Consider the following 26,639-nt stretch of genomic DNA (forward strand, 5'->3'; position numbering starts at 1 on the left):
GCCCCCGCGCCGCGCCCCGCGATCTTGCACTTTGTGTCGCCACAAAACGCGACAAGTGGTGCAAGGCGGCGACCGAAAGTGCAAGATCGCGGGCTTGGGGGGGGTTACGCGAACAGGACCAGGGCGACCCAGGCGCCGATGATCAGCACGAGCGCCACGGCCAGGACCCACGTCGGAACGGTGTAGTCGCCACGGCGGTTCCGGTCGATCTCCTCGCGGATCTTCTGACGGCGACGCTCGGCCCAGTTCTGCTTCTGCGAGTCGGGATCGGCGGGTTCGGTAGGCATCATGGCGCCGACAGCCTACCTCGGCTCCGACGGGGCCGGGACGGTCACCACCGCCCCGGCCACGCCCACTCGTCACATGCTGGCGATCAGCCGCTCGACCCGCTCGTCGTACGCCCGGAACGGGTCCTTGCACAGCACCGTGCGCTGCGCCTGGTCGTTCAGCTTCAGGTGCACCCAGTCGACGGTGAAGTCCCGCCGCTTCTCCTGCGCGTGCCGGATGAACTCGCCCCGCAGCCGCGCCCGGGTGGTCTGCGGCGGCGTCTCCTTCGCCTCGAAGATCTCCGGGTCGGTGGCCACCCGGTCCACCTCGCCGCGCCGCTCCAGCAGCCCGTACAGGCCCCGGCCGCGTCGCAGGTCGTGGTACGCCAGGTCCATCTGCGCCACCCGGGGGTGCGACAGCGGCAGGTCGTGCTTGCGCTGGTACCGCTCGATCAGGCGCAGCTTCGTCACCCAGTCGATCTCCCGCGACACCGGCTCCAGGTCACCTGACTCCACCGCCGCCAGCACCCGGCCCCACAGCTCCACGACCCGCTTCGCGGTCTGGTCGCCGCCGCGCCGCTCCACGAACTCCGTCGCCTTCGCCAGGTACTCCTGCTGGATGTCCAGCGCGCTGACCTCCTTGCCGGAGGCCAGGCGCACCTTGCGCCGGCCGGTGATGTCGTGCGACACCTCACGGATCGCCCGGATCGGGTTCTCCAGCGTCAGGTCCCGCATCACCACACCGGCCTCGATCATCCGCAGCACGATGTCGGCCGTGCCCACCTTCAGCAGCGTGGTGACCTCGTTCATGTTCGAGTCGCCCACGATCACGTGCAGCCGCCGGTACCGCTCGGCGTCCGCGTGCGGCTCGTCCCGCGTGTTGATGATCGGACGGCTGCGCGTCGTCGCCGACGACACGCCCTCCCAGATGTGCTCCGCCCGCTGGGACAGGCAGTAGACCGCACCACGCGGAGTCTGCAGCACCTTGCCCGCGCCGCAGATCAACTGCCGGGTCACCAGGAACGGGATCAGCACGTCCGCCAGCCGGCCGAACTCCCCGTGCCGCGACACCAGGTAGTTCTCGTGGCAGCCGTACGAGTTGCCCGCCGAGTCGGTGTTGTTCTTGAACAGGTAGATCTCACCCGCGATGCCCTCGTCGTGCAGCCGCTTCTCCGCGTCGACCAGCAGCCCCTCCAGGATCCGCTCGCCGGCCCGGTCGTGCGCGACCAGGTCCACCACCGAGTCGCACTCGGGCGTCGCGTACTCCGGGTGGGAACCCACGTCCAGGTAGAGACGGGCGCCGTTACGCAGGAACACGTTGCTCGACCGGCCCCACGACACCACGCGGCGGAAGAGGTACCGGGCAACCTCGTCGGGGGACAACCGCCGCTGCCCCCGGTAGGTGCAGGTGACGCCGTACTCGGTCTCGAGGCCGAAGATTCGCCGCTCCATGGTGAGACATTAGCCGCCCGGAGCCCCGGATGGGCAGCGCTCACCACGTCCGTCCCACACGGGTCCCACGTGGACCGTCCGTCACCGGCACCGCGGACCCGCCGCAGCGCACGACGCGGACGCCCGGGACCGGCCCGGACGCCCGCGCGGCGCGTCACGCCTCGGGCTGCTGACCCTCCAGGTCGGCCGAGCCCGCCGACGAGGTCGGCTTGTGGGACTCCTCGGTCGGCTGGGTCGGGGTGTCCGGACGCTCGGACGCCGGAGCCTCGGGGACCGTCTCCCCGTCCAGCAGCGCGGTCAGCGCCGCGCCGGTGACCCGCCGGAACGTGCGGCCCACCCGGCGGCGGTCCAGGATGGCCACCTCCATCTGGTTGGCGGCGATGGTGCGCGCGGCACCACCCTCGCCCCCGACACTGCTCAGCGCCTGCACGGCCACCTTCACCGCGTCCTGCAGCGACATGTCCGGCCGGTGGTTCGACTTCAGCACGCCACTGATCGCCTCCGCCTGGCCACCCATCGCCATCCGGCCCGGCTCGTCGGTGACCGAACCGTCGTAGGTGAGCCGGTACAGCTCGTCCTCCTCGTGGCTGGCACCGACCTGCGCCACGCAGATCTCCACCTCGAACGGCTTCGACTGCTCGGTGAAGATCGCCCCGAGGGTCTGCGCGAACGCGTTCGCCAGGGCTCGGCCGGTCACGTCCCGCCGGTCGTAGCTCAGACCGTTCAGGTCGGCCATCCGCACGCCCGCGCGGCGCAGGTTCTCGAACTCGTTGTACTTGCCGACCGCGGCGAAGCCGATCCGGTCGTAGATCTCGCTGACCTTGTGCAGCGCACTGGACAGGTTCTCGGCGACGAAGAGCACCCCGCTGGAGTAGCTCAGGACGACCGCGCTGCGGCCCCGGGCGATGCCCTTGCGGGCCAGCTCGGAGCGGTCGCGCATGATCTGCTCGGGCGAGGCGTAGAACTGCATGGCCACGGCGGCGGTTCTCCTTAGGGCGCGGTGCGGGCGACTGCTGACTGGTGCGGGCGGGAGCGGATCAACCGCCCGGGTTCTCCATCCGGCCGGCGACCACGCTCTCGGCGATCGCCGCCGTCTCGGCGTCGGTCAACCGGTGGGTGCCCTCCGCGGTCGCGGTCATCACCACCGGGTAGATCCGCCGGGTCAGGTCCGGACCGCCGGTCGCCGTGTCGTCGTCGGCCGCGTCGTAGAGCGCCTCCACCGCGAGCCGCACCGCGTCGTCGAGGGACAGCCCGGCCCGGAAGCGCTTCTTCAGCGCCGAGCGGGCGAAGATCGAACCGGAGCCGATCGCGTCGTAGCCGGTCTCCTCGTACGGGCCGCCGGTGACGTCGAAGCTGAAGATGCGACCAGCCCGCACCGGGTCGCTCGCCGCCAGGTCGAAGCCGGCGAACAGCGGGATCACCGCGAGGCCCTGCATCGCGGCGCCGAGGTTGCCCCGGATCATCGACGCGAGGCGGTTGGCCTTGCCGTCGAGCGAGAGCATCGCGCCCTCGATCTTCTCGTAGTGCTCCAGCTCCACCTGGAACAGTCGCATCAGCTCGATGCCGATGCCCGCCGTGCCCGCGATGCCGACCAGCGAGTACGCGTCGGCGGGGTGCACCTTCTCGATGTCGCGCTGGGCGATCAGGTTGCCCATGGTGGCCCGCCGGTCGCCGGCCATCACGACACCCCCGGCGGCGGAGATCGCCACGATGGTGGTCGCGTGCGGCGCCAGGTCGGCGGCCATGCCCGGCGGCAGCGGCCGTCGACCGGGCAGCATCTCAGGAGCCACCTTGCTCAGGAAGGCCGTGAAGGAGGACGTCCCCGCGTTGGTGAACACATCTGGTAGACGCCCGGATGGATCAAAACCCGCTGCCACGTGGTTCCTCTCAGGTACGTGATCGCCCTGGCCAGCCTCGTGGGACTGTCACGGAACTGGCCAAGACCACCGTTGCAGTTGAAGCAGAGTATCCCGCGCACCCACCCGGTGCGATGATCGTGGTCCAGATGTTGGGGATCTTCACCCCCGCAGATGGCGCACACGCCGTTCTGCTCGGCGAGGAGCTCGTCGAACTCCTTCTGACCGACTCCGTAGCGGCGGCGCAGGTGGTACTCGCGGCTGCCGCCGTGCAGCCGGAGTTTGCTCTCCTTGCCTCTCTCGTTGTGGCACGGCTTGCAGTACCGCCCGTAGCCACCCCGATCGGAACGGTTGCGCGGGAAGGCCTCGAGTGCCTTCGTCTCGCCACAGTCCGGGCAGCGGCGGTGTCCGTCGGGCACGGGCGGCAGCTTGCGGACCTCCCGACCGCGCATTTCCTTGAGGCGCTTCGCGTAACTGCCCTTCGATCTCACGTTGAAGCAAGGCTTGCAGTAGCTGCCACAGCCATCGGGCCGTCGGCTGTTGGCGCAGAACTCGTCGAGCGGCTTCCAGTCTCCGCAGTCGCGGCACCGGCGACGGCCGTTGCGATCATCCCACTCCTGAGGCATGTCCGATTTGCCAGTCTATGCCCTATTGGCCCCCTTTCTGCACATAGCCCCTGACGAACTCTTCGGCGTTCTCCTCCAGGACGGAGTCGATCTCGTCGAGCAGGTCGTCCACGTCCTCGGTGATCTCCGCGTGCCGCTCGGCGACCTCCGGGTTCGCCTCGGTGGTGACGTCCTCGATCTCCTCGCCCTGCCGGGACTTGCCCGACTGCGACTGCCCGCCGGTGTCACGAGTGGCCATGACTGCCTCCTCCACGATCGTCTGCGATGAACTTACCTCGCGCGAGCGACGAAAAGCCCGCCGCGCGCCGCTTGCGGCGCGGACGGGCAGATCGTGTCCGGGCGTACGCCGGGGGCGACGGCGGGCGCTCAGCCGCCGGTCAGCGTCTCCAGGAGGTCCTTGGCGCTCTCGCAGCGGTCGAAGAGCGCTCCGACGTGCTTGCGGGTGCCCCGCTCCGGCTCCATCATCGGCACCCGGACCAGCGACTCCCGGCCCACGTCGAAGATGACCGAGTCCCAGCTCGCCGCGACCACCTCGGAGGCGTACTGGGCCAGGCAGCGGCCCCGGAAGTACGCCCGGGTGTCCTCCGGCGGCTCGGTCATCGCCCGACGGGTCTCCTCGTCGGTCAGCAGCGTCTTCATCGCCCCCCGGGACACCAGCCGGTGGTAGAGGCCCTTCTCCGGGCGGACGTCGGAGTACTGCAGGTCGACCAGTTGCAGCTTGTGCGCGCCCCAGCCCAGCTTCTCCCGCTCGCGGTAGCCCTCCAGCAGCCGCAGCTTCGCCACCCAGTCCAGCTGGTCGGCGCAGAGGAACGCGTCGCGGCCGAGCTTGTCCAGGACGTCCTCCCAGCGGTCCAGCACGTCGACGGTCTGCTCGTCGACGTCGTCGCCGTACCGGTCGTCCACGAAGGAGCGCACCCGCTCCAGGTACGCCCACTGCACGTCCAGCGCGGTGAGCCGGCGCCCGTCCCGCAGCCGCATGAGGTGCTTCAGCGACGGGTCGTGGCTGACCGCGCGCAGCTCGCTGACCGGGTCGGCGATGCCGAAGTCGGCGCCGAGCGCCTTCTCCTCGATCATGGTGAGGATCAGGGCGGTGGTGCCCACCTTCAGGTAGGTGGAGATCTCCGACAGGTTGGCGTCACCGATGATGACGTGCAGCCGGCGGTACTTGTCGGCGTCGGCGTGCGGCTCGTCGCGGGTGTTGATGATCGGCCGCTTGAGGGTGGTCTCCAACCCCACCTCGACCTCGAAGAAGTCGGCGCGCTGGGAGATCTGGAAGCCGGTCTGCCCGCCGTCCTGGCCGATGCCGACGCGACCGGCGCCGCAGACGATCTGCCGGGTGACGAAGAACGGCGTCAGGTACGCGACGATGTCGGCGAAGGGTGTCTGCCGGCGCATCAGGTAGTTCTCGTGGGCGCCGTAGCTCGCGCCCTTGTTGTCGGTGTTGTTCTTGTAGAGGTGGATCGGCTGGGTGCCCGGAATAGTGGCGGCCCGGCGGGACGCCTCGGCCATCACCCGCTCCCCCGCCTTGTCCCAGCGGACCACGTCGCGCGGGTTGGTCACCTCCGGAGTGGAGTACTCGGGGTGGGCGTGGTCGACGTAGAGGCGGGCGCCGTTGGTGAGTATCACGTTGGCCAGGCCGAGGTCCTCGTCGGCGAGCGCTTCCGCCGGGTCGTAGGCGGCGCCGGAGTAGGTGAAGCCGCGGGCGTCGCGCAGCGGCGACTCCTCCTCGTAGTCCCAGCGGGCGCGGCCGCCCCGGGTGAGTTCCGGGCGCGCCCCGTAGGCGTTGACCACCTGCGACGAGGTGACCATCGGGTTGGCTCCGGCCTGGCCGGGCACGGAGATGCCGTACTCGACCTCGGTGCCCATGATCCGTCTTACGCTCATCGACCTACCCGCAATCCCTCGCCCGACCGGTCCCCGTCACGTCGAGCGTAGTCGCCGCTTCGGCGGTAGGTGGCGCACCGGGCCCGCGGTGGGAAGGCCGGCGGCCGGCGCTGGCGGTGCCGACGTCGCGCGTACCGCCGGGCCGTGGTGGGGAATCAGAAGAAGGCGTACGCCGAGTCCGGCGCGTCCTCGGTCTGGGAGGCCGGCGGTGGCGTGATGGTGACCGGCTGGCCGAAGCTGTGCAGTGTCATCTCGGTCTTCATCGATCCGGCGGGGATGTCGAGGGTGTAGCTGAGGGTGGTCAGCCGGCCCTCGGCGTCGATCGAGGCTTCGAACGGCACCGTCGAGGGCTGCTTGGCCAGCTTGGCGATGTCCTTGAGGGACTTGCGCTGGGCGTCGGTGCCGGCTGCGGCGGCCGCCTTGTCGAGGTCCGCGACGCCGGTGTAGCGCCCGTCTCCCGCCGCCTGGGCGGAGACGACGCCACCGAGGATGCCGGCCTGCGACTCGACGTCCAGGCCCTGGGACAGCGGACCGCCCGGCTTGAGCCGGGCGCGGTCGAGCTTCATCCAGGTGTCGCCCTCGGTCTCGTTCTTCATGTACAGGGCGTCCCTGGCCAGGATCAGGGTGAAGGACTCCGGTCCGCTCATCTCCACTGTCATCTCGTCGGTGGCCGGGTCCATGGCGGCCTTCATGCGCAGGGACTGGCCGCCGACGCCGAGGGTCACGTCCATGCGTACGGGCTCCCGGACGCTGCGGGCGAGGCTGCCGGTGACGGCGGCGACCGGGTCGGCGGCGGTGCCGGGGGCGGACGAGGGAGCGGGCGCGGCGCCGGTCGGCGAGCCGGTGTCGGTGCCGCAGCCGGCGAGCAGGGCGGTGAGGCCGAGAGCAAGGGCGGGAATGAGTCGTCGTCGCACGGCGGGGACCCTAGCGGGCGTGGCGGGTGCGCGTCGTCCCGAAAAACGGAACAGCGGGGCGGCGCCGTCGGCGCCGCCCCGCTGTCGCCGGTGTCGGCTACAGGTACTGGCCGGTGTTGCTGGCGGTCTCGATGGACCGGCCGGCCTCGGCGCCCTTGCCTCCGGAGACGAGCGTGCGGATGTAGACGATCCGCTCGCCCTTCTTGCCGGAGATGCGGGCCCAGTCGTCGGGGTTGGTGGTGTTGGGCAGGTCCTCGTTCTCGCGGAACTCGTCGACGCAGGCGTCGAGGAGGTGCTGGAGCCGGAGGCCCTTGCGACCGGAGGTGAGGAACTCCTTGATGGCCATCTTCTTGCCCCGGTCGACGATGTTCTGGATCATCGCGCCGGAGTTGAAGTCCTTGAAGTACAGGACTTCCTTGTCGCCGTTGGCGTAGGTGACCTCGAGGAAGCGGTTCTCCTCGGTCTCGGAGTACATCCGCAGCACGACCGCGTCGATCATCGCCGCCACGGTGGCCTGAGGGTCGCCGCCGTGCTCGGCCAGGTCGTCCGGGTGCAGGGGCAGCCCGGCGAGGATGTACTTGGAGAAGATGTCCTTGGCGGCCTCGGCGTCCGGCCGCTCGATCTTGATCTTCACGTCGAGCCGGCCGGGTCGCAGGATGGCCGGGTCGATCATGTCCTCCCGGTTGGAGGCGCCGATGACGATGACGTTCTCCAGGCCCTCGACGCCGTCGATCTCGCTGAGCAGCTGGGGGACGATCGTGTTCTCCACGTCGGAGGAGACACCCGAGCCACGGGTGCGGAAGATCGAGTCCATCTCGTCGAAGAACACGATCACCGGCGTGCCCTCGCCGGCCTTCTCCCGCGCGCGCTGGAAGATCAGCCGGATGTGCCGCTCGGTCTCACCGACGTACTTGTTGAGCAGCTCCGGGCCCTTGATGTTCAGGAAGAAGCTGGTGTGCCTCTCCTTGCCCATCCGCTCGGCGATCTTCTTCGCCAGCGAGTTGGCCACCGCCTTGGCGATCAGCGTCTTGCCGCAGCCGGGCGGGCCGTAGAGCAGGATGCCCTTCGGCGGACGGAGCTGGTGCTCACGGAACAGGTCGGCGTGCAGGAAGGGCAGCTCCACCGCGTCGCGGATCTGCTCGATCTGCGCCTGGAGGCCGCCGATGTCGGTGTAGTCGACGTCGGGCACCTCCTCCAGGACCAGCTCCTCGACCTCGCTCTTCGGGATCCGCTCGTACGCGTACGCCGAGCGGGGCTCGATCATGAGCGAGTCACCGGCCCGGATCGGCGTGCCGATCAGGGTGTCGGCCAGGTGGACGATCCGCTCCTCGTCGGAGTGGGAGACCACCAGCGCCCGGTCACCGGGCGCTCCGTCGGGACCGGCGAGGATCTCCTTGAGCATCACCACCTCGCCGACCCGTTCGAAACCGAACGCGTCGACGATGTTGAGTGCGTCGTTGAGCAGGACCTCCTGCCCGCGTTGCAGCTCGTCCACGTCGAGCGAGGGCGAGACCGCGACCCGGAGCTTGCGACCGCCGGTGAACACGTCCACCGTGCCGTCGTCATGCCGGGCCAGGAAGACGCCGTAGCCACTCGGCGGTTGCGCGAGGCGGTCGATCTCCTCCTTGAGCGTCACGATCTGCGCGCGAGCCTCCTTGAGGGTGCTCACGAGCCGGTCGTTGTTCTCGGTCAGCCGCGCCAACTGTGCCTGGGTGGCCGCCAGCCGCTCTTCGAGCTGCCGGACGTGTCGGGGGCTTTCGGTCAACTTGCGCCGCACCAGAGCGAGTTCCTCTTGAAGGAACGCGACCTGCGTGGAGAGATCGTGGGCCTCCTTCTCCCACCGTGCGGCGCGCGAGTCCGCGTCGTCGCTGCGTGCCACGTCCCACCTCCCCGGGGGGCTTGAACGTTCTGCCCTAACACTAGCCGCTATGAGGCCGATTCGGTCCCACGCAACGCCCTCGTCACCGAACCTTGATCGCCAAGGGTGGGTCGGCGGGCCGGAACGGGCGTTCGGGTACCGTCGAGGTGTGGGACGGGAGAACATGGGGGGTGCACCGGTGGCCGAGGTCGCGACCGACCAGCTGCAGGTCTGGGTGGACCAGGATCTCTGCACGGGTGACGGGCTCTGCGTGCAGTACGCGCCCGAGGTGTTCGAGTTCGACGTCGACGGCCTGGCGTACGTGAAGGGGCCCGACGGTGAGCTGCTCCAGGCGCCGGGCGCCCGCGTGGACGTGCCCGGGCACCTGCGCCTGGAGGTGATCGACTCGGCGAAGGAGTGCCCGGGCGACTGCATCCACGTCGTACGCGGCAGCGACGGTGTCGAGGTGGCCGGCCCGGAGGCCGAGGACTGACCGCGACGCGGCCGGCCTAGAGCATCGGCCGGCCGACCACCGAGGCCACCAGCCGGGCGAACTCCTCCAGGCGGGCGATCTGCCCGGCGCCGCCGTCGTCGAGGGTCTTGCCGAAGCGCAGTGCGTCGTGGCGGGGGCCGCCGACGACCTCCTCGGCGGGCGGCGCCTCGTCCAGCGAGGTCAGCAGCAGGTAGACGTCGATGCTGTCGACGCGGATCGCGCCGTCGTCGACGCGGGTCAGCCGACGCCGGCAGCCCACCTCGGTGACGGTGCTGACCGGGACCACCCGCAGCGAGGAGGTCATCGAGCCGGGCGGGCCCTCACCGGGCGGCACGTCCTCGCCGTGCCAGAGGATCAGTCGGCTGCCGTCGCAGACGACGACCTCCTGCCACACGCCGTTGACCTCGTTGACGAAGCGTTCCAGGGTGAAGCCGAGCACGGAGGCGCCCCGCAGCACCCCGCCGAGCGCATCGAGTGCCACGTCGGGGTCGCGCAGGTAGGCGCGTGCCGCCGACTCGAGGTCCTGGTAGGGCGACCAGTCCGGGAACACCGCCGGCAGGTCGCCGCCGCCGAAGCCGGGCCGGGTCATGCCGCCTCCCCGCACTCGTGCCGCCGGTCCCCGTACGCCGGCGGGGTCCGCACCGTCATTCCCGGCCGCCGCGTTCCGCCGTCACGGCCGGTCCGTCTCCCCCGCCGTCGCGGGCTCCGCCTCGGCGGCCCGGGCGGCAGCCGCCTGACGGGCCGCCTCCGCCTCGCGCAGTACCGCCCGGCGCTGCTCGTACGCCTCGACGCCCTTGCTGGGCTTGCGACGGCGCGGCGGGGCGGTGACCCCGGGGGCCAGCTTACGCGCGGAGACCAGGAACGCGGTGTGGGCGATCATGCGGTGGTCGGGCCGGACGGCCAGGCCCTCGGCGTGCCAGTCCCGCACCAGCGACTCCCAGGCGCGGGGCTCGGTCCAGCCGCCCCGTTCCCGCAGGGCCTCCACCAGCTCGGACAGCTGCGGGGTGGTGGCCACGTAGCCGATGAACACGCCGCCGGGCACGAGCGCCCGCTCGACCATGTCGAGGGTCTCCCAGGGGGTGAGCATGTCGAGGATGATCCGGTCGAAGCCGGTCTCGGTGCACCGGGCGACGTCGCCGACGTGCAGGTGCCAGGCGGGGTGCGGGCCGTTGAAGAAGGCCTCGACGTTGCGCTTGGCGATCTGGGCGAAGTCCTCGCGCAGCTCGAACGAGTGCAGCTCGCCGGTGGTGCCGACGGCCCGCAGCAGCGAACAGCTCAGCGCACCGGAACCGGCGCCGGCCTCCAGGACCTTCGCGCCGGGGAAGATGTCGCCCATGGCGACGATCTGGGCCGAGTCCTTCGGGTAGATCACCTGTGCGCCGCGGGGCATGGACAGCACGTAGTCCGACAGCAGCGGGCGCAGCGCGAGGAAGGCGGTGCCGCCGCCGGAGGTGGTCACCACGCTGCCGTCGGGCAGCCCGATGAGCGAGTCGTGCGTGAGGATCCCCCGGTGGGTGTGGAACTCCTTGCCGGGTTCCAGGGTGACCGTGTGCATCCGCCCCTTGGGATCGGTCAGCTGCACCCGGTCGCCGACGCGGAACGGCCCGCGGTGCACGGGGGGCGGCGGAACGTCGACGGCGGTGCCCGGGTCGACCGGGGCGGCGGAGGGAGTTGCGGTCACGTGTTCATCTTCCGGTGAGGTTCGAGGAGCTGAGCCAGATCCGCGATGTGCAGGATGCCGACGACATCTTCGCCTGCCGTCACGACGTACTGTGCGCCCGGGTGGGCCTGGACCGTCTCCATGACCCGCTCGCCGTCCAGCCCGACCGGCATGGTGGACAGGTTGGCCAGCGACCGGGACACCGCGTCGACGGCCAGCCAGGGGCGCCGCTCGGCGGGCACGGCCGCGGCCGCCGCGGGGTCGACCAGGCCGATCGGGCGGCCGGTGGAGTCCGCCACGACGAGCGCGGCGCCCGGCTGCGGTCCGCTGTCGCGGCGGCGCTGCGCCTCCGCGAGAGGGGTGCCGGTGGGCACGGTCAGCACCGGGCGGGCCAGGCGGGACAGGTCGATCAGCGGTAGCCGGCGGCTGACCCGGGCCACCCGGATGGACTGGCCGGCGCCCCGCCACAGGGTGAACGCGACCAGCAGCATCAGCGGGAGCGCCAGCGGCGCGAGGAACCGGTTGACGGTGAGCACGGCGACCAGCAGCACGGTGCCGACGGCGATGCCGCGGCCCACCCACCCGGCGATCTCGGTGGCGCGGTGGCGGTCGTCGGTCACCGCCCAGACGACCGCGCGCAGCGCCCGTCCGCCGTCCAGGGGCAGCCCGGGCAGGATGTTGAACAGCGCGACGATGACGTTGCTGACGGCCAACTGGAAGGCGAGCTGGTTGAGCAGCGTCCGGTCGGGCAGCGCCAGGGTGGCGGCGACGGCGGCCACGCCGAGCACGGCGGACACGGCCGGGCCGGCCAGCGACACGAGCAGGTCGATGCGCGGCGACGGGGCGTCGCGGTCCATCTCGGTGTACCCGCCCAGCAGCTCCAGGGTGATCCCCCGCACGCCGATGCCGTACCGGCGGGCGGTCAGCGCGTGGCCCAGTTCGTGCAGGAGCACCGAGCCGAGCAGCGAGACGACGAAGCCGAAGCCGATCAGGTAGCCGGCGACCTGCGGCAGGTCGAGCTGGCGGCGGGCGAACTCCGCGTACAGCACCGTGACCAGCAGCGTCAGCAGCAGCATGGAGCCGTTGAGGTGCAGCGGCACGCCGAACACCCGGCCCACGGTCACGCCGGCGCGCCGGTCGGTCCGGCGGGGTGCGCGTCTCGTCCGTTCCACCGGCCCGATGCTACGCGGCGGGAGATCACCCACCGGAGCGGCGACTCCGATGCTGTCGGACCGGTGCCCTAACCTTCCGGGCATGACGGCGGAACCGGTGACGACGCAGCAGCCCGCGCTCCCGGCGGAGGTGCCGGCCACGGTCCGGGCGTCGCTGTCGCCGTCGCGCGCGGCGGACTTCAAGACGTGTCCGCTGCTCTACCGGTTCCGCAGCATCGACCGGCTGCCCGAGAAGCCGAGCGTCGAGCAGGCCCGCGGCACGCTGGTGCACGCCGTGCTGGAGCGGCTGTTCGACCTGCCGGCCACCGGGCGCACCCCGACCGCCGCCGGTGACCTGGTGTCCCCGCAGTGGGATCGGCTGGTCACCGAGCAGCCGGAGCTCGCCGGTCTGTTCGCCGACGGCGACACCGAGGCCGCCGCCGCGTTCCTGCGGTCGGCCGCCGCGCTGCTGGAGGGCTACTTCGCGGTGGAGGACCCGCGGCGCCTGGAGCCGGCCGAGCGGGAGAGCCTGATCTCCGCGGTCGTCGACGGGGAACTGCTGATCCGGGGCTACCTGGACCGGCTGGACGTGGCGCCGGACGGCGCGCTGCGGGTGGTCGACTACAAGACCGGCGGTGCGCCCCGGGAGGCGTTCGAGGCGCGGGCGCTGTTCCAGCTGAAGTTCTACGCGCTGGTGCTGTGGCGCACCCGGGGCGTGGTGCCGCGGGTGCTGCGCCTGCTCTACCTCAAGGACGCCGAGGTCTGCGACTACGCCCCCGACGCCGAGGAGCTGGTGCGTTTCGAGCGCACCGTCGTCGCGCTGTGGCGGGCCATCGAGGCCGCCACCGCCGCACAGGACTTCCGTCCCCGGCCGAGCCGGCTCTGCGACTGGTGCAACCACCAGGCGCTCTGCCCGAGCTTCGGCGGCACCCCGCCGCCGTTTCCCGCCCCGGCGGCCGCTCCCGACCCGCTGCGCGACGCCCGGTCGGCCCCGGCGGCCCCCGGCGCGGACGAGTGACCGGCGGCGTCACCGCGCCCCGGCCGGTCCGCATCCTGCTGGTGGACGACCAGCCGCTGCTGCGGACCGGCTTCCGGATGGTGCTGGGCGCGGAGGCCGACCTGGACGTCGTGGCCGAGGCCGGCGACGGCGTGGAGGCCGTGGACCTGGCCCGCCGGCTGCTGCCCGACGTGGTGCTGATGGACGTCCGGATGCCCCGCATGGACGGGGTGACGGCCACCCGGACGATCGTCGACGCCCGCCTGCCGGTGCGGGTGCTCATCCTCACGACCTTCGACCTGGACGAGTACGTGGTGGGGGCGCTCCGAGCCGGGGCGACCGGGTTCCTGGCCAAGGACGTGCCGGCGGAGGACCTGGTGGCGGCCGTCCGCACCGTCGCGGCCGGGGACGCGGTGGTGACGCCCCGGATCCTCCGGCGGCTGCTGGACCGCTTCGCGGCGGTGCTTCCGGATCCGGAGGCCACGCCGCCGCGGGCGCTCAGCGCGCTGACCGACCGGGAGCGCGAGGTGCTGGTACAGGTCGCCCGGGGACTGTCCAACGCCGAGATCGCCCGGGCCCTGTCGGTGAGCGAGACCACCGTCAAGACGCACGTCGGGCACGTGCTGACCAAGCTGGGGCTGCGCGACCGGGTGCAGGCGGTGGTGCTCGCGTACGAGTCGGGTCTGGTCCGTCCCGGAGCGTAGGGCGCCGGGCGCGCGTACCTCTCGGGTCGTAGGCACGGGTGGGTCCGTGGTGCTACGACGCCGTTGCGTCCGTCACCTACCGTCACCATCGGCGGCGCGGTGGGGTTGACCCTCACGCGGCGTCACGGTGCAGGTTGGGCGACGGCCGTGGGAAAGCGTTCGACGGTCGGCCGGCTCAGGGTCAACCCTGAGCCGCGTTCGGGGCTACCCGCAGTGCGAAATCCGCCTCGACTCCGCCCGGAGTCGGACGGAGGAGCGGCGGGAGGCACCGATGATGGGACTGTCGCGCCGAACCAGCGGGGGCGGCGCGGATGAGACGGACGGAAGAGGGAGAAGACGTGACGGCGACGGTAGGACCGCAGGCAGAGGCCGCGGCCCGGGCGAGCGACGTGTGGAAGGTGTACGGCAGCGGTGAGGCGCAGGTCATCGCCCTGCGGGGCGTCACCGCCGAGTTCGAGCGGGGCCGGTTCACGGCGATCATGGGTCCGTCGGGCTCGGGCAAGTCGACGTTGATGCACTGCCTGGCCGGGCTGGACTCGGTGACCCGGGGAACGGTGTCGATCGGCGACACCACGGTGACCGGCCTGGGCGACGCCGGGTTGACGAAGCTGCGGCGGGACAAGGTGGGCTTCATCTTCCAGCAGTTCAACCTGCTCCCCACGCTGACGGCCAAGGAGAACATCCTGCTGCCGCTGTCGATCGCCGGCCGTAAGCCGGACCCGGCCTGGTACGACACCGTGATCGCCACGGTGGGTCTGCGGGACCGGCTGGACCACCGGCCGGCGCAGCTCTCCGGTGGGCAGCAGCAGCGGGTGGCGTGCGCCCGGGCGCTGGTCTCCCGCCCCGAGGTGATCTTCGCCGACGAGCCGACCGGCAACCTGGACTCCCGCTCCGGCGCGGAGGTGCTCAACTTCCTGCGTACCTCGGTCCGCGAGTACGGCCAGACGATCGTCATGGTCACGCACGACCCGACCGCCGCCGCGTACGCCGACCGGGTGGTCTTCCTCGCCGACGGGCAGATCGTCTCCGAGCTGATCGAGCCCACGGCCGACACGGTGCTGGACACCATGAAGAAGCTGGACACCCCGGCCGAGGTGGGCAGCTGATGTTCCGCGCGACACTGAAGAGCCTGCTGGCCCGCAAGCTCCGGCTGATCCTGTCCGGGCTGGCGGTGGTCCTCGGCGTGATGTTCGTCTCCGGGGCGTTCGTGCTCACCGACACCCTCGGGCGCTCCTTCGACGCGGTCTTCGCCGAGGGCACCTCCGAGATCGACGTGAACGTCGCGGCGAAGCCGAAGGTGGCGCTCAGCGAGGTGCAGGGCGAGCAGGTGGCCGCCCCGGTTCCGGCGGCGACGGTGGACCGGGTGAAGCAGGTGCCGGGGGTGACCGACGCGGTGGGCGTGGTCGCCGCCGACGGCGCCCGCCTGATCGGCAGCAACGGCAAGGTGGTGACGTCGTTCGGGCCGCCGCAGCTGGGTGAGAACTGGGTCGGCGAGAGCGACCTGCTGCGGCTGCGCGAGGGCCGCGCGCCCCAGGCCGACGACGAGATCGTCATCAACAAGGCGCTGGCCACCGCCGCGAAGGTGCAGGTCGGCCAGCGGGTCGGGGTCCTCACCGCGGTGGAGTCCAAGGCCCGCCAGTTCACCCTGGTCGGTGTGGTCGGCTACAGCGGCGACCGGGACTCGATCGGCGGCCTCAACGAGGTCTTCTTCACCACGCCGGTGGCGCAGCAGCTGATGCTCGGCCAGCCCGACACCTTCAGCAGCATCACGGTCACCGCCGCCGACGGGGTGACGCCGGAGACGCTGCGCGACGACGTCGCCGCCGCGCTGGGCGGCGAGTACGAGGTCAAGACCGGCGAGCAGTTGGCCGCGGACTCGGCGGCCAGCCTCAAGGAGGGGCTGACCTTCTTCAACCGGATCCTGCTGGGCTTCGCGGCGGTGGCGCTGCTGGTCGGCACGTTCCTCATCCTCAACACGTTCTCGATCATCGTGGCGCAGCGCACCCGGGAGCTGGCGCTGATGCGGGCGATCGGCGCGAGCGGCCGGCAGGTCATCGGGTCGGTCGTGCTGGAGGCGGTCGTGGTGGGGCTGATCGCCTCGGTGCTCGGCCTCGCTGCCGGCATCGGCATCGGCGCGCTGCTGGCATGGGTGTTCGGCAACGTGGCCGGCGGGCTCGACCTGGCCGGCGTCGCCGTGCCCCCGGCCGCGGTGATCGGCGCCTTCTCCGTCGGCCTGGTCATCACCGTGGTGGCGGCGCTGCTGCCGGCGCTGCGGGCGGCGCGGATCCCGCCGATCGCCGCGATGCAGGACGTGGCGACGCCGGACCGGCCGCTGACGAAGGTGACCGTGTCCGGCGGCATCGTCACCGGCATCGGCGCGGTGCTGCTCTTCCTGGGCCTCAGCGGCAACGCCGGGGACAACACCCTCGCCGTCATCCTCGCCGGGGTGCTGTTCGCGTTCATCGGTGTCGCGCTGCTGACCCCGCTGATCAGCCGGCCGGTGGTGAGCCTGCTCGGTGCGTTGTTCGCCTGGTCGGTGCCGGGCAAGCTGGGTCGTCTCAACTCCGGCCGCAACCCGCGGCGCACCGCCATCACGGCCGCCGCGCTCATGGTCGGCATCGCCCTGGTCACCGGCGTCACCGTGATCCTCGACTCGGCCAAGGGCAGCTTCGGCAAGCTGGCGGAGACCGGGGTCAAGGCCGAGCTGGTCATCGCCGGGGTGCAGAGCGGTCCCCGGCCGCCGAGCTTCGACCCGGCCGTGCTGGAGAAGGCGGCGGCGCTGCCCGGCGTGCGACTGGTCGACGGCCAGTACGGCGACCTGGCCATCGTCGGCGGCGAGCAGACCTGGGTGACGGCGTCCAGCGACATCGCCGCGCAGGGGCAGATCTTCGGCACCGAGGTGGTCGCCGGTGACGTCAGCCGCCTCGGACCGGACCAGATGCTGGTCGGCTCCGACGTGGCGACGTCACGCAAGCTGTCGGTCGGCTCAACGGTGCCGGTGCAGCTGACCCGGGGTGAGCCGCGCACCTACACGGTGTCGGGCATCTACAAGAGCTCGGAGCTGAACAACCCGGTGGTGCTGCCGGTGGAGGCCGCGAAGGACTTCGCCGTCCCGCAGCCGATCCAGGCCTTCCTCCAGCTCGCCCCCGGCGCTCAGGTGGCCGACGTGCAGCCGCGGGTCGAGGCGCTGCTCGCGGACAGCCCCGAGGTGTCGGTGGCCGACCGGGACGCGTTCGTCGAGCAGCAGACCAGCCAGCTCGACGGTCTGCTCAGGATGATCCAGATCCTGTTGGCGCTGGCCATCGTGATCGCCGTGCTGGGCATCGTCAACACCCTGGCGCTGTCGGTGCTGGAGCGTACCCGTGAGCTGGGCCTGCTGCGGGCGATCGGCCTGCGTCGGGCGCAGACCATGCGGATGATCACCGTCGAGGCGGTGGTGATCTCGGTGTTCGGGGCGCTGCTCGGCCTCGCCGTGGGCACCGGGCTCGGCGCGGCCGTGGTCGAGGCCCTTCGGGACGAGGGCATCACCGACCTGGTGCTCCCGTGGGGCCAGATGGGGATCATGCTGGGCCTCGCGGCGATCGTCGGGGTGGTGGCCGCGGTGCTACCCGCCGTCCGCGCCGCGCGGATCAACGTCCTGGGCGCGATCGCCCACGACTGAGATGTAAGGAAGGGCCCCCTGTTAACGCCTGGCGTAGAGCAGGGGGCCCTTCTTAACGCGCGGACGGCAGTGCGTCGCCGCGCACCGGCGGCTCGCCGAGCAGGGCCGCAAGCAGTTCCAGGTCCACCGCGGTGAGGCTTTCCAGTTGGTGTACGCCGTCGGCCGGGCTCAGCGGCACCTCGGCCGGCACCGCGAGCACCGCGGCACCGGCGGCGAGCGCGCTGGCCACTCCGGTCGGCGAGTCCTCGATCGCCACACAGCGGGTGATCGGCACGCCGAGCAGCCGGGCGGCGGTGAGGTACGGCTCGGGGTGCGGCTTCGCCGCCTCGACCTCGTCGCCGCACACCACCACGTCGAAGTTGTCCCGGCCCAGCGTGTCGAGGGCGACCTCGACCAGCGCCCGGCCGCTGGAGGTGACCAGGGCGGTGGGGATGCCCGCGGCGCGTACCGCGCGCAGCAGCGGCGACGCGCCGGGGCGCCAGCGCAGCCCGGTGCGGAACAGTTCCAGGATCCGCGCGTCGATCCACGCGGCGCTGACCTCGGGGTCCCGCTCCGGCTGGCCGAGGTCGTCGTGCAGGATTCGCATGGACACGGCCATGCTGGTGCCGGTCATCGCCCGGCGGGCGGCGTCGGAGAGGCTGCCCCCGTACGCGTCGGCCAGTTCGCGCAGCGCGACGTCCCACAGCTTCTCGCTGTCGACCAGGGTGCCGTCCATGTCGAAGAGCACGGCGGCGGGATGGTGGCTGCTCAGCGGATCCTCCTCGGGTGGGCGTACCGGAGGATCCTCTCAGCCGGCATCCGGCCGGCGACGGCGGTGCCGGGCGGGGTGAGCTACGCCGCCACCCGCGCTCACGTGAGGTCGCAGGCGTCCAGGGACTTCTCGTAGCCGCGGAAGAACGCCTCGGTGCGCTGCTCGGCGGTGCCGTGCGAGCCCTCCGCGAACCACGGCTGGTCGGGGTCGTCGCCGACGGCCAGCAGCCCCTCGCGGAACTCCTCCAGGTCACCGTCGGCCAGGGCCAGGGCGTCGCCCCGGACCGAGTCGCCGAGGAACGCCCCGGCCATGCAGTCGGCCTGCAGCTCCTGCTGGATGGTGAACTCGTAGCGGATGCCGAGCCGGGTCTGGATGGCGTGGGCGTACTCGTGGCCGAGCAGGTAGTAGACGAAGGCGTCGCCGATCTGCCGGAACGCGCCCACCGACCAGCGGATGTCGTAGGCGATGAAGTCGCCGGCCGAGCAGTAGACGGCGTTGTTGCGCGGGATCTCCTGCCGGCCGCAGGCGATCTCGCCGTCGCGCTGGTACGGCAGGATCCGCCGCACCGGCCGGAAGCGTTCGCCGGAGGCACGGAACTGGGCGGCCCAGTACCGCTCCGCGATGCGCTGCGCCGTCACGACGTCGTCCTCGAACTCCTCCACGCTGGTGGTGCCGTCGGCGCGGGTCGTGCTGGCGTCCGGGGCGGCAGACCGCCGGGGCTGTTCGGGCGCCGGTTGTCCCTCCGGCCCGGACACTCCGCCGACGAAACAGCCGGCCGCGGCGACCAGCGCCACCGCCAGGCCCACGAGTGACCCCCCCGACCCTCGTCGCGCCCGCGTCGTCATCGCGCCCTCCCCGGCGTCGGCTTCGTCGTCGTGCAGTACCCCGGCGGCCCGCCCGGCATGCCGACCGGCTGTATCTACGCCCGTGGCGTGTCGTCGGTTCACCGTGGACGGCGCGGGGTGCAATGTCGGCGGGCGGAACGTGTCCGGGATCCGCGACCGGCTTCGACGTCCCGGGTGGCAGCGCACCGGGCGCACCGCGGAAGGAGAACCATGAAGTACATGATCATGCTGTACGGGTCGCAGCGGGACTACGACGCGATGGCCGGGCGCCCCACCGACGGCCCGGCGATGACGCCCGAGCAGGTCGCCACGATGCACGAGCACATGGCGGCGTTCCACCAGAAGCTCGTCGAGTCCGGTGAGCTGGTCGACGCGCAGGGCCTGACCGCCCCGGTGCACGCCCGCCGGATCCAGCTCAGCGGCGGCGTCCCCGTGGTCACCGACGGGCCGTACCCGGAGACGCAGGAGGTCCTCGCCGGCTACACGGTCGTCGACGTGGCCAGTGTCGACCGGGCGGTGGAGATCGCCGCCGGCCTGGTCAACCCGGACGCGCCCGGCGAGTACGTGGACGTCCGACCGATCGCCGAGGGCATCGACGACCTCGACGGCTGAGGTGGCCCGGTGACCGACCGAGGTGTCGAGGACCTGCTGCGCGCGCTGGCGCCGCAGGTCCTCGGCGCGCTCACCCGCCGCTACGGCCACTTCGACAGCGCCGAGGACGCCACCCAGGAGGCGCTCATCGCCGCCGCCGCCGCGTGGCCGCGCGACGGCGTACCGGAGCGGCCCCGCGCGTGGCTGATCACGGTGGCGTCCCGGCGGCTGACCGACCTGCTCCGCGCCGAGCAGGCCCGGCGGCGCCGGGAGGACACCGTGGCCGCGCGGGTCCTCCCGGCGGACCGCCTCGCCGCCCCGGCGGACCGGCCGGCCGACGACGCCGATGACACGCTGGTGCTGCTCTTCCTCTGCTGCCATCCCGCCCTGTCGCCGGCGTCGCAGATCGCGCTGACCCTGCGCGCGGTCGGTGGCCTGGGCACCGCCGAGGTGGCGCGGGCGTTCCTGGTGCCGGAGGCGACCATGACGCGCCGGATCACCCGCGGCAAGCAGCGCATCCGGGACAGCGGCGTGCCGTTCCGGATGCCCGTCGGGGGCGAGCGGGTGGAGCGGCTCGCGGCCGTCCTGCACGTGCTCTACCTGATCTTCAACGAGGGGTACGCCAGCACGGCCGGCCCGGCCCTGCTGCGCGCCGACCTGTCCGCCGAGGCGATCCGGCTGGCCCGACTGGTGCACCGGCTCGTGCCCGACGATCCGGAGGTCGGCGGGCTGCTCGCCCTGATGCTGCTCACCGACGCCCGGGCGCCCGCGCGCACCGGCCCGCACGGCGAGCTGGTGCCGATGGCCGAGCAGGACCGCCGCCGCTGGAAGCACGACCAGATCGCCGAGGGCGTCGCCCTGGTCACCGCCGCGCTCGCCCGGGGTCGGCCCGGCCCGTACCAGCTCCAGGCCGCGATCGCCGCCCTGCACGATGAGGCGCCGAGCGCCGCCGACACCGACTGGGCGCAGATCACCGCCCTGTACGAGGTGCTGATGCGGGTCTCGGACAGCCCGGTGGTGGCGCTGAACCACGCCGTCGCGGTCGCCATGAGCCGGGGCGCCGAAGCCGGACTGGCCCTCGTCGACGGGCTCGCGGCCGACCGGCGGCTCACCGGCGACCCCCGCCTGCCGGCGGTCCGGGCGCACCTGCGGGAGTTGCTCGGCGACCGGCCCGGGGCCCGGGACGCGTACCGGGAGGCGGCGAACCGGTCGACGAACCTGGCCCGGCAGCGCTACCTGCACACCCGCGCGGCCCGCCTCGACGCCGACTAGGGCGTCAGGGGCTCGCGGCCAGGAAGACGAACGCGGCCAGCAGCACCAGGTGGACACCGCCCTGCAGGACGGTGGCCCGGCCCGGCACCACGGTCAGCACGCCGGTGACCACGGTCAGCGCGAGCAGCGTCATCTGCGTACCGCCGAGGCCGAGCAGCAGCGGGCCGTCCAGCCAGATCGAGGCGATCGCGATCGCCGGGATGGTGAGGCCGATGCTGGCCATGGCCGAGCCGAGGGCCAGGTTCAGACTGATCTGCACCCGGTCGCGACGGGCGGCGCGGGTCGCGGCGAGAGTCTCCGGCAGCAGCACCAGCAGCGCGATGACCACACCGACGAAGGAGTGCGGCAGGTTCGCCCCGGCGACCGCGGCCTCGATGGTCGGCGACACGGTCTTGGCGTCCCCGACGACGGCAACCAGGGCGACCACGAGCAGACCCAGGCTGACCAGGGCGGTCTTCGTGGACGGCGGCGCGGCGTGCTCGTCCTCCGAGACCGGGCGCCCCTCGCTGGTGACCGGCAGGAAGTAGTCGCGGTGGCGGCCGGTCTGGACCAGGACGAACAGTCCGTAGAGCGCCAGCGAGGCCACCGCGGCGAAGGCGAGTTGGGCCGGGCTGAACTCCGGGCCGGGCCGGCTGGTGGTGAAGCTGGGTACGACCAGGCTGAGCGTGGCGAGGGTGGCGACGGTTGCCAGCGCCCCGCCGGTGCCCTCGGAGTTGAAGACCGCGACCCGCCGTCGCAGCGCGCCGAGCAGCAGCGACAGACCGAGGATGCCGTTGACCGTGATCATCACGGCGGCGAAGACGGTGTCCCGGGCCAGGGTCTGTGTCTTCTCACCGCCGCTGATCATGAGGGTCACGATCAGCGCGACCTCGATGACCGTGACCGCCACCGCGAGGACCAGTGAGCCGTACGGCTCCCCCACCCGGTGGGCCACCACCTCGGCGTGGTGCACGGCCGCCAGTACCGCGCCGGCCAGCAGGAGGGCAACGACGGCCACGACGGCGCCGGGCAGATCCCTGCCCCAGGTGAGGATCAGCACCACGACCGCCAGCAGCGGTACGGAGACGGTCCAGTCGGCCAGGCGGGATCGGAGAGAGGCAGCCATGCGTCAACCCTGCCAGGTCAGACGATCATGTGCCCACCACCGCGCCGCCCGTCCCCGGGCTACCCCCGCCGGGCGTCCGCCCGTGCGGGACAGGTCATCCGTCCGAGGGACGCGGCGACCAGTCGGGCGTACGCGGGGTGCGCGGTGGCCGACACTGGCAGGACCGAGTTCTGCCGGAGTCACCGGGCCTCATGTGTGCGGCCGGCGCTGCCGTACGCGTTCCCGGAGGTACCGACCAATGGCCACTCGTGATGTGGTGGAGCGTTTCTTCGGCATGGTCGGCGGCGGAGCAGACCCGGACGACATCGCGATGCTCTTCGCCGAGGACATCGACTGGGACGTACCCGGCTCACCGTCGATACCGTGGACGGGGCGGCGGTCCAGGCGTGCCGACGTCGCTGAGTACCTGCGAACGCTGGGCGCCAACATCGTGCCGGAGGAGAACGTCGACGAGGTCGAGGCGATCCTGTACGACGGGGACCACGCGGTGATGCTGGGGCGGTTCGGACGCGTCGCGCGGAGCACCGGCCGGCGGTACGAGATGGCCGTGGCCATGCACTTCCAGGTGAGCCGCGACAAGATCATCAAGTTTCGCCTCTACGAGGACTCGTTCCAGGTGGCCAACGCCTACGCCGAATGACCCGGCCACACGTCGCGGCTACGCCTTCCGGGAGCGCTTCGCGAAGAAGGCCCACATGACCTCGCCCGCGTCGAAGCCCTGGTCGACCGCCATGGACCGGCGATCCGCCTCGGTCGCTCCGGTGCCCGGACCGGGCCACTCCGTGGCGACGTCCCGGAACCAGTAGACGTCCAGGTCGATGCCGCCCCGGCAGGTCACCGTCGCCCGGGTGATCCGCTTGTTGGCACCCAGGAAGGCGGGCTGCAGTTCGGGACAGCCTAGGTCCTTGACGTGGTCCAACAACCGGGTTTGGAAGGTCGGTGCGGCCCTACCCTGTTCGCCCAGGAAGAGCACCACCGGCACCGGCGCGGTCCAGGCCCGCCCGCCCCTGGCGGCGGAGGTGTACGCGCCGTTGACCACCCCGAGCGCCGCGAAGGTGCCGGGCAACTCCGCCACCAGTTCGTACGCAAGGCTGCCGCCGGCCCAGTGACCCACGGCGTAGACGCGGTTGGCGTCGGCGTTCCAGGTCTTGACGGCGTGCTCGACGACCGCCTTGGCGAATCCGACGTCGTCCTGGCTGCCGCCGCAGCAGGTGTAGCCGTTCCAGCTGTTGTCGATGCCCTGAAGGTAGAAGACGAGGAACCCGTTGGCGTCCGCGAGCTGGCTCAGACCGCTGATCCGGGGCATCGCGGTCACGTCCGTCACGCTGCCGTGCAGGGCGACGACTGCAGGGTACGTGCGCCCGGGCTGGTAACCGGTGGGAGCGTGGACGAGCACCTCGCGTGACACCCCGCCCACGTCGACCGTGACCCGGTGGTCGCCCGGCGCCGGACGTGCCGGGGCCGGCGCGGCTGAGGCGGCGGACGCCGGCGTCGAGGCGGTAGGGGACGCCGGTGGGCCGGTCTCCGTGGATCGCGGTGCCGGTGATGCGCCGCACCCGACCAGGATGACGACGCCCGTGAGAGCGGCGAGGAGGCGTGCTGCCGAGCCGAGCTTCATCCTGGTCTCCGATCGATCCACAGTAAGGAGACCAGCTCAGCCATCGACCGCCAGCCGGTCTCCTCTGCGGACGCGACACCACACCGAATCGGTTGTCACGATTTTCTCGACCGGTCCGACCAGCCCACGCGCGCGGATCCTGGGCACCGCCCGGGGTACGGGGTACGGCCACTCGATCTGGGAGCTGGCCGCGTACGCCAGTTGACGCCGCATCGGGTGCGACCGGCGTCTCGGTGCCGGCCGCACCCCACTGCGTACGCGTCACCTCTGCCACCCGGCGTGGATGCGAACCTTGGGGCGCTCGTTCCTCAGGTGACCCTGCTTGTGCTGGCGGACCTGCTCGTCCCAAATTTCCTGGTCGTAGTCCGGGTCCGGTGGGATCCACCGGTGGGAGCCGTCGCTGTAGTGGAACTTCTCGTCCCCGGGCCGCAGGATGCTGACCTCAGCCAGCCGAGGAAGCGTCGGTGCAGCGACCCCGCCGGCAGCCAGGTGAGGTCTTCGGAGGCGCGCACCAGTTGGGCACCCAGGTAGAGAGCCAGGGACACCGGAGCATCCTCGAACTCCGCGCGTAGCTCGCGCTGCCGGGTGCGACAGGGCCAGGGCGCGTCGCAGCCGCCACAGCTCCAGATCGGCAGCACCGGACCGTGGGTGGTCATGGGCACAGGCCGTTCGTTCCCGGTAGATGTACGACCAGGATCCGCTCCGCCTCGTTGCTCACTGCTCCTCCTCGGCGGGCCAGTGCCCCCGGTTGATCGGGATGCGGTGTAGGTGGTGGCAGGGCAGATCCGCCCCACAGCGACAGACCCACGTCCACTTCGGCCAAGACCATGCCGGGCGGTGTCGCCGCGCCAGAGTCATCGCGACGGCGATCAGGTACTGCTCGTACGACACTCGTCGCCCCGGCGGTGTCCGGTCCCGCATCGCTGACTCCCTCCGGCGGGCAGCGCTTCATGGCCGACCCCGAACCACGGGACCGGATCTGGAACGTTCGGTAACTGCGACGCTACGATCACGACGGCGGCGGTTGGACTCACCGGCAGTACGAGTGAGCAGGCCAGATGTCCGCCGCACGGGGCGGCTCGTGGGCGAACGTCGACCACCGGTCAACGTAGGGATGTCGCATGGCAGGTCGTGGACGATCAGCACATCAGCGGGGTTTGGTGACCGGCTACCTGATCAAGCTGATCCGGGAGTCCATCCCGCTGACGCAGGAGCAACTCGCCGCCGAACTGGGCGTCGACCGCGTCACCGTGCAGAGCTGGGAATCAAGTCGCCGTCCATTCACCGCAGTGCCGCTCGGGCAGGCAATCGCCGTCCGACACAGGCTCGGACGGCTCGGGGCGAACGTGACCCTGCTCGCGGCACTCGACGACGCCGCCGAGGCAGACGTCGTCCTCGCCGCAGTCCTCGACGAGCAGGTGGAACGCTGCGACATCGCTGAGCAGCCACTCGGGTGGTCCGTCCTCACCCACCGTCTGACCGACCTGCTCCTGTGGGCCGTCCTCGGGCAGATACCGACCTTCGCCAGAGGGCTACCCGTCACCCATCCGCGACGGGGTCCGGTCGCGTCCGGGCCAACCCTGCCCGTCGACGAGCGACGAACGTTCTTCGCTCACCTTCACGTGCTCGCAGAACGCGCTGCCACCGGACGTGACCCGAACCTCCTGCTGCACCGACAAGCCTGCTTCCTCGCCGGCATGGATCCCACCGGGACGGCGGCAGGATGGCTCACCCAGAGCACCACCCGCGCCCGCCGGGTGACCACCTTCCACACCTGGTCACCGCTGTGGCCCGACGCTCGCTCCGTCGTCACGTCCCTCGCCAACCAGGGCGACCCGGAACCGCTACGGGACTTCATCGCCCGAGCACACCCGGACGACGCCTGCGAGCGAGCGGCCCTCAACTACTCGGCCTACTGGGTGGGCGAGATCTCGTACCGCCAGCGCGACGACTCCTTCATGCCCGAAGCGCTCGCGGACTGGCACGGCTCGATCCTTCTTCGGCACCTGGTCCACCGCCTTGAGCCAGGACACCCCTTCGTCGACCTCAACATCCACAACATCTGGGCTCTGCTGGCCGCACGACGCGGCCTCGCTCTCGACAACCCCTCCGAGGGCAGGACACTCATGGATCGCACCACCCCGCTCCTGGACAGTGACCGGATCTCCGCACAGTCGCGGCAGGAACTAACCTCAATCCTCTACAGCCTGCGGGCGGACGGACTCACCGGCACAGGGACGGACAGATGACCGACGACCACGACGCCGCCGGAACGATGCGCTTCATCTTCGAAGCCGGCGTCCTCAAACGCGCTGCCCGCACCGGATGGTGGTTCGCCGGCGTCAAGCACCCCGAGTCCATCGCCGAACACTCCTTCCGGACCGCACTCATCGGGATGATGCTCGCCGCCATGGAAGGTGCCGACCCGGCCCGGGTGTCGATGCTGTGCGTCCTGCACGACACCCAGGAGACCCGGATCACCGACATCCCACACATCGCCAAGCGATACCTCACCGCCGTACCCAACATGACCGTCACCGCCGACCAGGTCGCCACCTGCCCACCGGCCGTGGCCGACGTCATCACCGCCGCCGTCGCCGAATACGAAGCGGGCGAGACACCGGAAGCCATCGTCGCTCGTGACGCGGACAAGCTGGAATGCCTCGTCCAGGCGGTCGAGTACCGCCATCAGGGCATCGACAACGTCCAGCGGTGGATCGACAGCTCACGAGCGGCGCTCAAGACAGCGAGCGCACACCGCCTCGCCGACGCCGCCCTCAGCGGACAACCCCTCGCCTGGCTCACTCCCCCGCCGCCTGAGTAGGGCCTCGGGGGCTGCTTGGCGACGAGCTGTCGCCGGCCGCTCGGCCCGTATGCCGAGGGTAGTTTCGCCCGGATTCCGGGGCCGTAGCCGGACCGGCCCCCCGATACCCGC

27 protein-coding genes are annotated in these 26,639 nt (G+C 71.6%); 10 read left to right on the forward strand and 17 right to left on the reverse strand.

The window, feature by feature from the left end:
- Positions 1-104: 104 nt before the first annotated feature.
- The 9 genes from ACTMSW_RS13210 to arc form a co-directional block, all read right to left on the reverse strand.
- Positions 105-290, reverse strand: coding sequence for a hypothetical protein (locus ACTMSW_RS13210; RefSeq protein WP_441180874.1), 186 nt, complete (start codon positions 288-290; stop codon positions 105-107).
- A gap of 69 nt (positions 291-359) precedes the next feature.
- A complete protein-coding gene (gene pafA, locus ACTMSW_RS13215; RefSeq protein ID WP_441180875.1) occupies positions 360-1,718 on the reverse strand; it encodes a Pup--protein ligase in 1,359 nt (452 codons plus the stop codon).
- 154 nt (positions 1,719-1,872) lie between these two features.
- Positions 1,873-2,694, reverse strand: coding sequence for a proteasome subunit alpha (gene prcA, locus ACTMSW_RS13220; protein WP_441180876.1), 822 nt, complete (start codon positions 2,692-2,694; stop codon positions 1,873-1,875).
- Between the two features lie 61 nt (positions 2,695-2,755).
- On the reverse strand, positions 2,756-3,595 hold the full coding sequence (prcB, locus tag ACTMSW_RS13225) for a proteasome subunit beta (protein ID WP_441180877.1): 840 nt from the start codon (positions 3,593-3,595) through the stop codon (positions 2,756-2,758).
- Positions 3,514-4,200: an endonuclease VII domain-containing protein gene (locus ACTMSW_RS13230; RefSeq protein WP_441180878.1), complete on the reverse strand. Its 687-nt coding sequence runs from the start codon at positions 4,198-4,200 to the stop codon at positions 3,514-3,516. The genes prcB and ACTMSW_RS13230 overlap by 82 nt, the downstream gene beginning before the upstream one ends.
- A gap of 22 nt (positions 4,201-4,222) precedes the next feature.
- Positions 4,223-4,438 carry a ubiquitin-like protein Pup gene (locus ACTMSW_RS13235; RefSeq protein ID WP_441180879.1) on the reverse strand — a complete coding sequence of 72 codons (216 nt, stop codon included), beginning with the start codon at positions 4,436-4,438 and terminating at the stop codon, positions 4,223-4,225.
- Between the two features lie 128 nt (positions 4,439-4,566).
- Positions 4,567-6,084 (reverse strand): depupylase/deamidase Dop, encoded by a 1,518-nt coding sequence (dop, locus tag ACTMSW_RS13240; protein WP_441180880.1) that lies wholly within the window; start codon positions 6,082-6,084, stop codon positions 4,567-4,569.
- Between the two features lie 155 nt (positions 6,085-6,239).
- The gene (locus tag ACTMSW_RS13245) at positions 6,240-6,998 is read right to left on the reverse strand and encodes a hypothetical protein (RefSeq protein ID WP_441180881.1); all 759 of its coding nucleotides are present in this window, start codon (positions 6,996-6,998) and stop codon (positions 6,240-6,242) included.
- 97 nt (positions 6,999-7,095) lie between these two features.
- Complete coding sequence (gene arc, locus ACTMSW_RS13250) at positions 7,096-8,877, reverse strand: proteasome ATPase (protein WP_441180882.1); 1,782 nt, start codon at positions 8,875-8,877, stop codon at positions 7,096-7,098.
- 178 nt (positions 8,878-9,055) lie between these two features.
- Here arc and ACTMSW_RS13255 point away from each other — a divergent pair, with 178 nt between their 5' ends.
- A complete protein-coding gene (locus ACTMSW_RS13255; RefSeq protein ID WP_441181060.1) occupies positions 9,056-9,349 on the forward strand; it encodes a ferredoxin in 294 nt (97 codons plus the stop codon).
- A 16-nt stretch (positions 9,350-9,365) separates the two neighbouring features.
- Here ACTMSW_RS13255 and ACTMSW_RS13260 read toward each other — a convergent pair whose 3' ends face one another.
- The 3 genes from ACTMSW_RS13260 to ACTMSW_RS13270 form a co-directional block, all read right to left on the reverse strand.
- On the reverse strand, positions 9,366-9,938 hold the full coding sequence (locus ACTMSW_RS13260) for a hypothetical protein (protein ID WP_441180883.1): 573 nt from the start codon (positions 9,936-9,938) through the stop codon (positions 9,366-9,368).
- Between the two features lie 81 nt (positions 9,939-10,019).
- Positions 10,020-11,030 (reverse strand): tRNA (adenine-N1)-methyltransferase, encoded by a 1,011-nt coding sequence (locus ACTMSW_RS13265; RefSeq protein ID WP_441180884.1) that lies wholly within the window; start codon positions 11,028-11,030, stop codon positions 10,020-10,022.
- Positions 11,027-12,181, reverse strand: a complete 1,155-nt coding sequence (locus ACTMSW_RS13270) for a M50 family metallopeptidase (RefSeq protein WP_441180885.1) — start codon at positions 12,179-12,181, stop codon at positions 11,027-11,029. The genes ACTMSW_RS13265 and ACTMSW_RS13270 overlap by 4 nt, the downstream gene beginning before the upstream one ends.
- An 82-nt stretch (positions 12,182-12,263) precedes the next feature.
- On the opposite strand from ACTMSW_RS13270, the gene ACTMSW_RS13275 reads away from it, so the two are divergent.
- From ACTMSW_RS13275 to ACTMSW_RS13290, 4 genes are all read left to right on the forward strand, one after another.
- The gene (locus tag ACTMSW_RS13275) at positions 12,264-13,178 is read left to right on the forward strand and encodes a RecB family exonuclease (RefSeq protein ID WP_441180886.1); all 915 of its coding nucleotides are present in this window, start codon (positions 12,264-12,266) and stop codon (positions 13,176-13,178) included.
- On the forward strand, positions 13,175-13,861 hold the full coding sequence (locus ACTMSW_RS13280; RefSeq protein WP_441180887.1) for a response regulator: 687 nt from the start codon (positions 13,175-13,177) through the stop codon (positions 13,859-13,861). Before ACTMSW_RS13275 ends, ACTMSW_RS13280 begins: the two co-directional genes overlap by 4 nt.
- A 338-nt stretch (positions 13,862-14,199) precedes the next feature.
- On the forward strand, positions 14,200-14,967 hold the full coding sequence (locus ACTMSW_RS13285; RefSeq protein WP_441180888.1) for an ABC transporter ATP-binding protein: 768 nt from the start codon (positions 14,200-14,202) through the stop codon (positions 14,965-14,967).
- Positions 14,967-17,522 carry an ABC transporter permease gene (locus tag ACTMSW_RS13290; RefSeq protein ID WP_441180889.1) on the forward strand — a complete coding sequence of 852 codons (2,556 nt, stop codon included), beginning with the start codon at positions 14,967-14,969 and terminating at the stop codon, positions 17,520-17,522. Before ACTMSW_RS13285 ends, ACTMSW_RS13290 begins: the two co-directional genes overlap by 1 nt.
- Before the next feature lie 52 nt (positions 17,523-17,574).
- Here the strand turns inward: ACTMSW_RS13290 and ACTMSW_RS13295 are convergent, their stop codons facing one another.
- Entirely contained in the window at positions 17,575-18,249 is a 675-nt protein-coding gene (locus ACTMSW_RS13295) for an HAD family hydrolase (RefSeq protein WP_441180890.1), read from the reverse strand.
- A gap of 122 nt (positions 18,250-18,371) precedes the next feature.
- Positions 18,372-19,442, reverse strand: coding sequence for a neutral zinc metallopeptidase (locus ACTMSW_RS13300; protein ID WP_441180891.1), 1,071 nt, complete (start codon positions 19,440-19,442; stop codon positions 18,372-18,374).
- On the opposite strand from ACTMSW_RS13300, the gene ACTMSW_RS13305 reads away from it, so the two are divergent.
- A complete protein-coding gene (locus tag ACTMSW_RS13305) occupies positions 19,329-19,730 on the forward strand; it encodes a YciI family protein (protein ID WP_441180892.1) in 402 nt (133 codons plus the stop codon). The genes ACTMSW_RS13300 and ACTMSW_RS13305 overlap by 114 nt on opposite strands.
- A 9-nt stretch (positions 19,731-19,739) precedes the next feature.
- On the forward strand, positions 19,740-20,981 hold the full coding sequence (locus ACTMSW_RS13310; RefSeq protein ID WP_441180893.1) for an RNA polymerase sigma factor: 1,242 nt from the start codon (positions 19,740-19,742) through the stop codon (positions 20,979-20,981).
- A 4-nt stretch (positions 20,982-20,985) separates the two neighbouring features.
- Here ACTMSW_RS13310 and ACTMSW_RS13315 read toward each other — a convergent pair whose 3' ends face one another.
- Positions 20,986-22,086, reverse strand: a complete 1,101-nt coding sequence (locus ACTMSW_RS13315; protein WP_441180894.1) for a calcium:proton antiporter — start codon at positions 22,084-22,086, stop codon at positions 20,986-20,988.
- A 238-nt stretch (positions 22,087-22,324) separates the two neighbouring features.
- On the opposite strand from ACTMSW_RS13315, the gene ACTMSW_RS13320 reads away from it, so the two are divergent.
- Positions 22,325-22,726, forward strand: a complete 402-nt coding sequence (locus ACTMSW_RS13320) for a nuclear transport factor 2 family protein (RefSeq protein ID WP_441180895.1) — start codon at positions 22,325-22,327, stop codon at positions 22,724-22,726.
- Between the two features lie 18 nt (positions 22,727-22,744).
- On the opposite strand, the gene ACTMSW_RS13325 is transcribed toward ACTMSW_RS13320, so the two are convergent.
- Together ACTMSW_RS13325 and ACTMSW_RS13330 are read right to left on the reverse strand one after the other, a co-directional pair.
- Positions 22,745-23,494 (reverse strand): alpha/beta hydrolase family esterase, encoded by a 750-nt coding sequence (locus tag ACTMSW_RS13325; protein ID WP_441180896.1) that lies wholly within the window; start codon positions 23,492-23,494, stop codon positions 22,745-22,747.
- 471 nt (positions 23,495-23,965) lie between these two features.
- Positions 23,966-24,154 carry a hypothetical protein gene (locus ACTMSW_RS13330; RefSeq protein WP_441181061.1) on the reverse strand — a complete coding sequence of 63 codons (189 nt, stop codon included), beginning with the start codon at positions 24,152-24,154 and terminating at the stop codon, positions 23,966-23,968.
- A 671-nt stretch (positions 24,155-24,825) separates the two neighbouring features.
- Here ACTMSW_RS13330 and ACTMSW_RS13335 point away from each other — a divergent pair.
- Together ACTMSW_RS13335 and ACTMSW_RS13340 are read left to right on the forward strand one after the other, a co-directional pair.
- Positions 24,826-25,953: a helix-turn-helix domain-containing protein gene (locus ACTMSW_RS13335; RefSeq protein ID WP_441180897.1), complete on the forward strand. Its 1,128-nt coding sequence runs from the start codon at positions 24,826-24,828 to the stop codon at positions 25,951-25,953.
- On the forward strand, positions 25,950-26,528 hold the full coding sequence (locus ACTMSW_RS13340; protein WP_441180898.1) for an HD domain-containing protein: 579 nt from the start codon (positions 25,950-25,952) through the stop codon (positions 26,526-26,528). Before ACTMSW_RS13335 ends, ACTMSW_RS13340 begins: the two co-directional genes overlap by 4 nt.
- Positions 26,529-26,639 lie beyond the last annotated feature (111 nt).

It is taken from the genome of Micromonospora sp. BQ11, from assembly GCF_052068135.1.
Lineage (GTDB): Bacteria > Actinomycetota > Actinomycetes > Mycobacteriales > Micromonosporaceae > Micromonospora.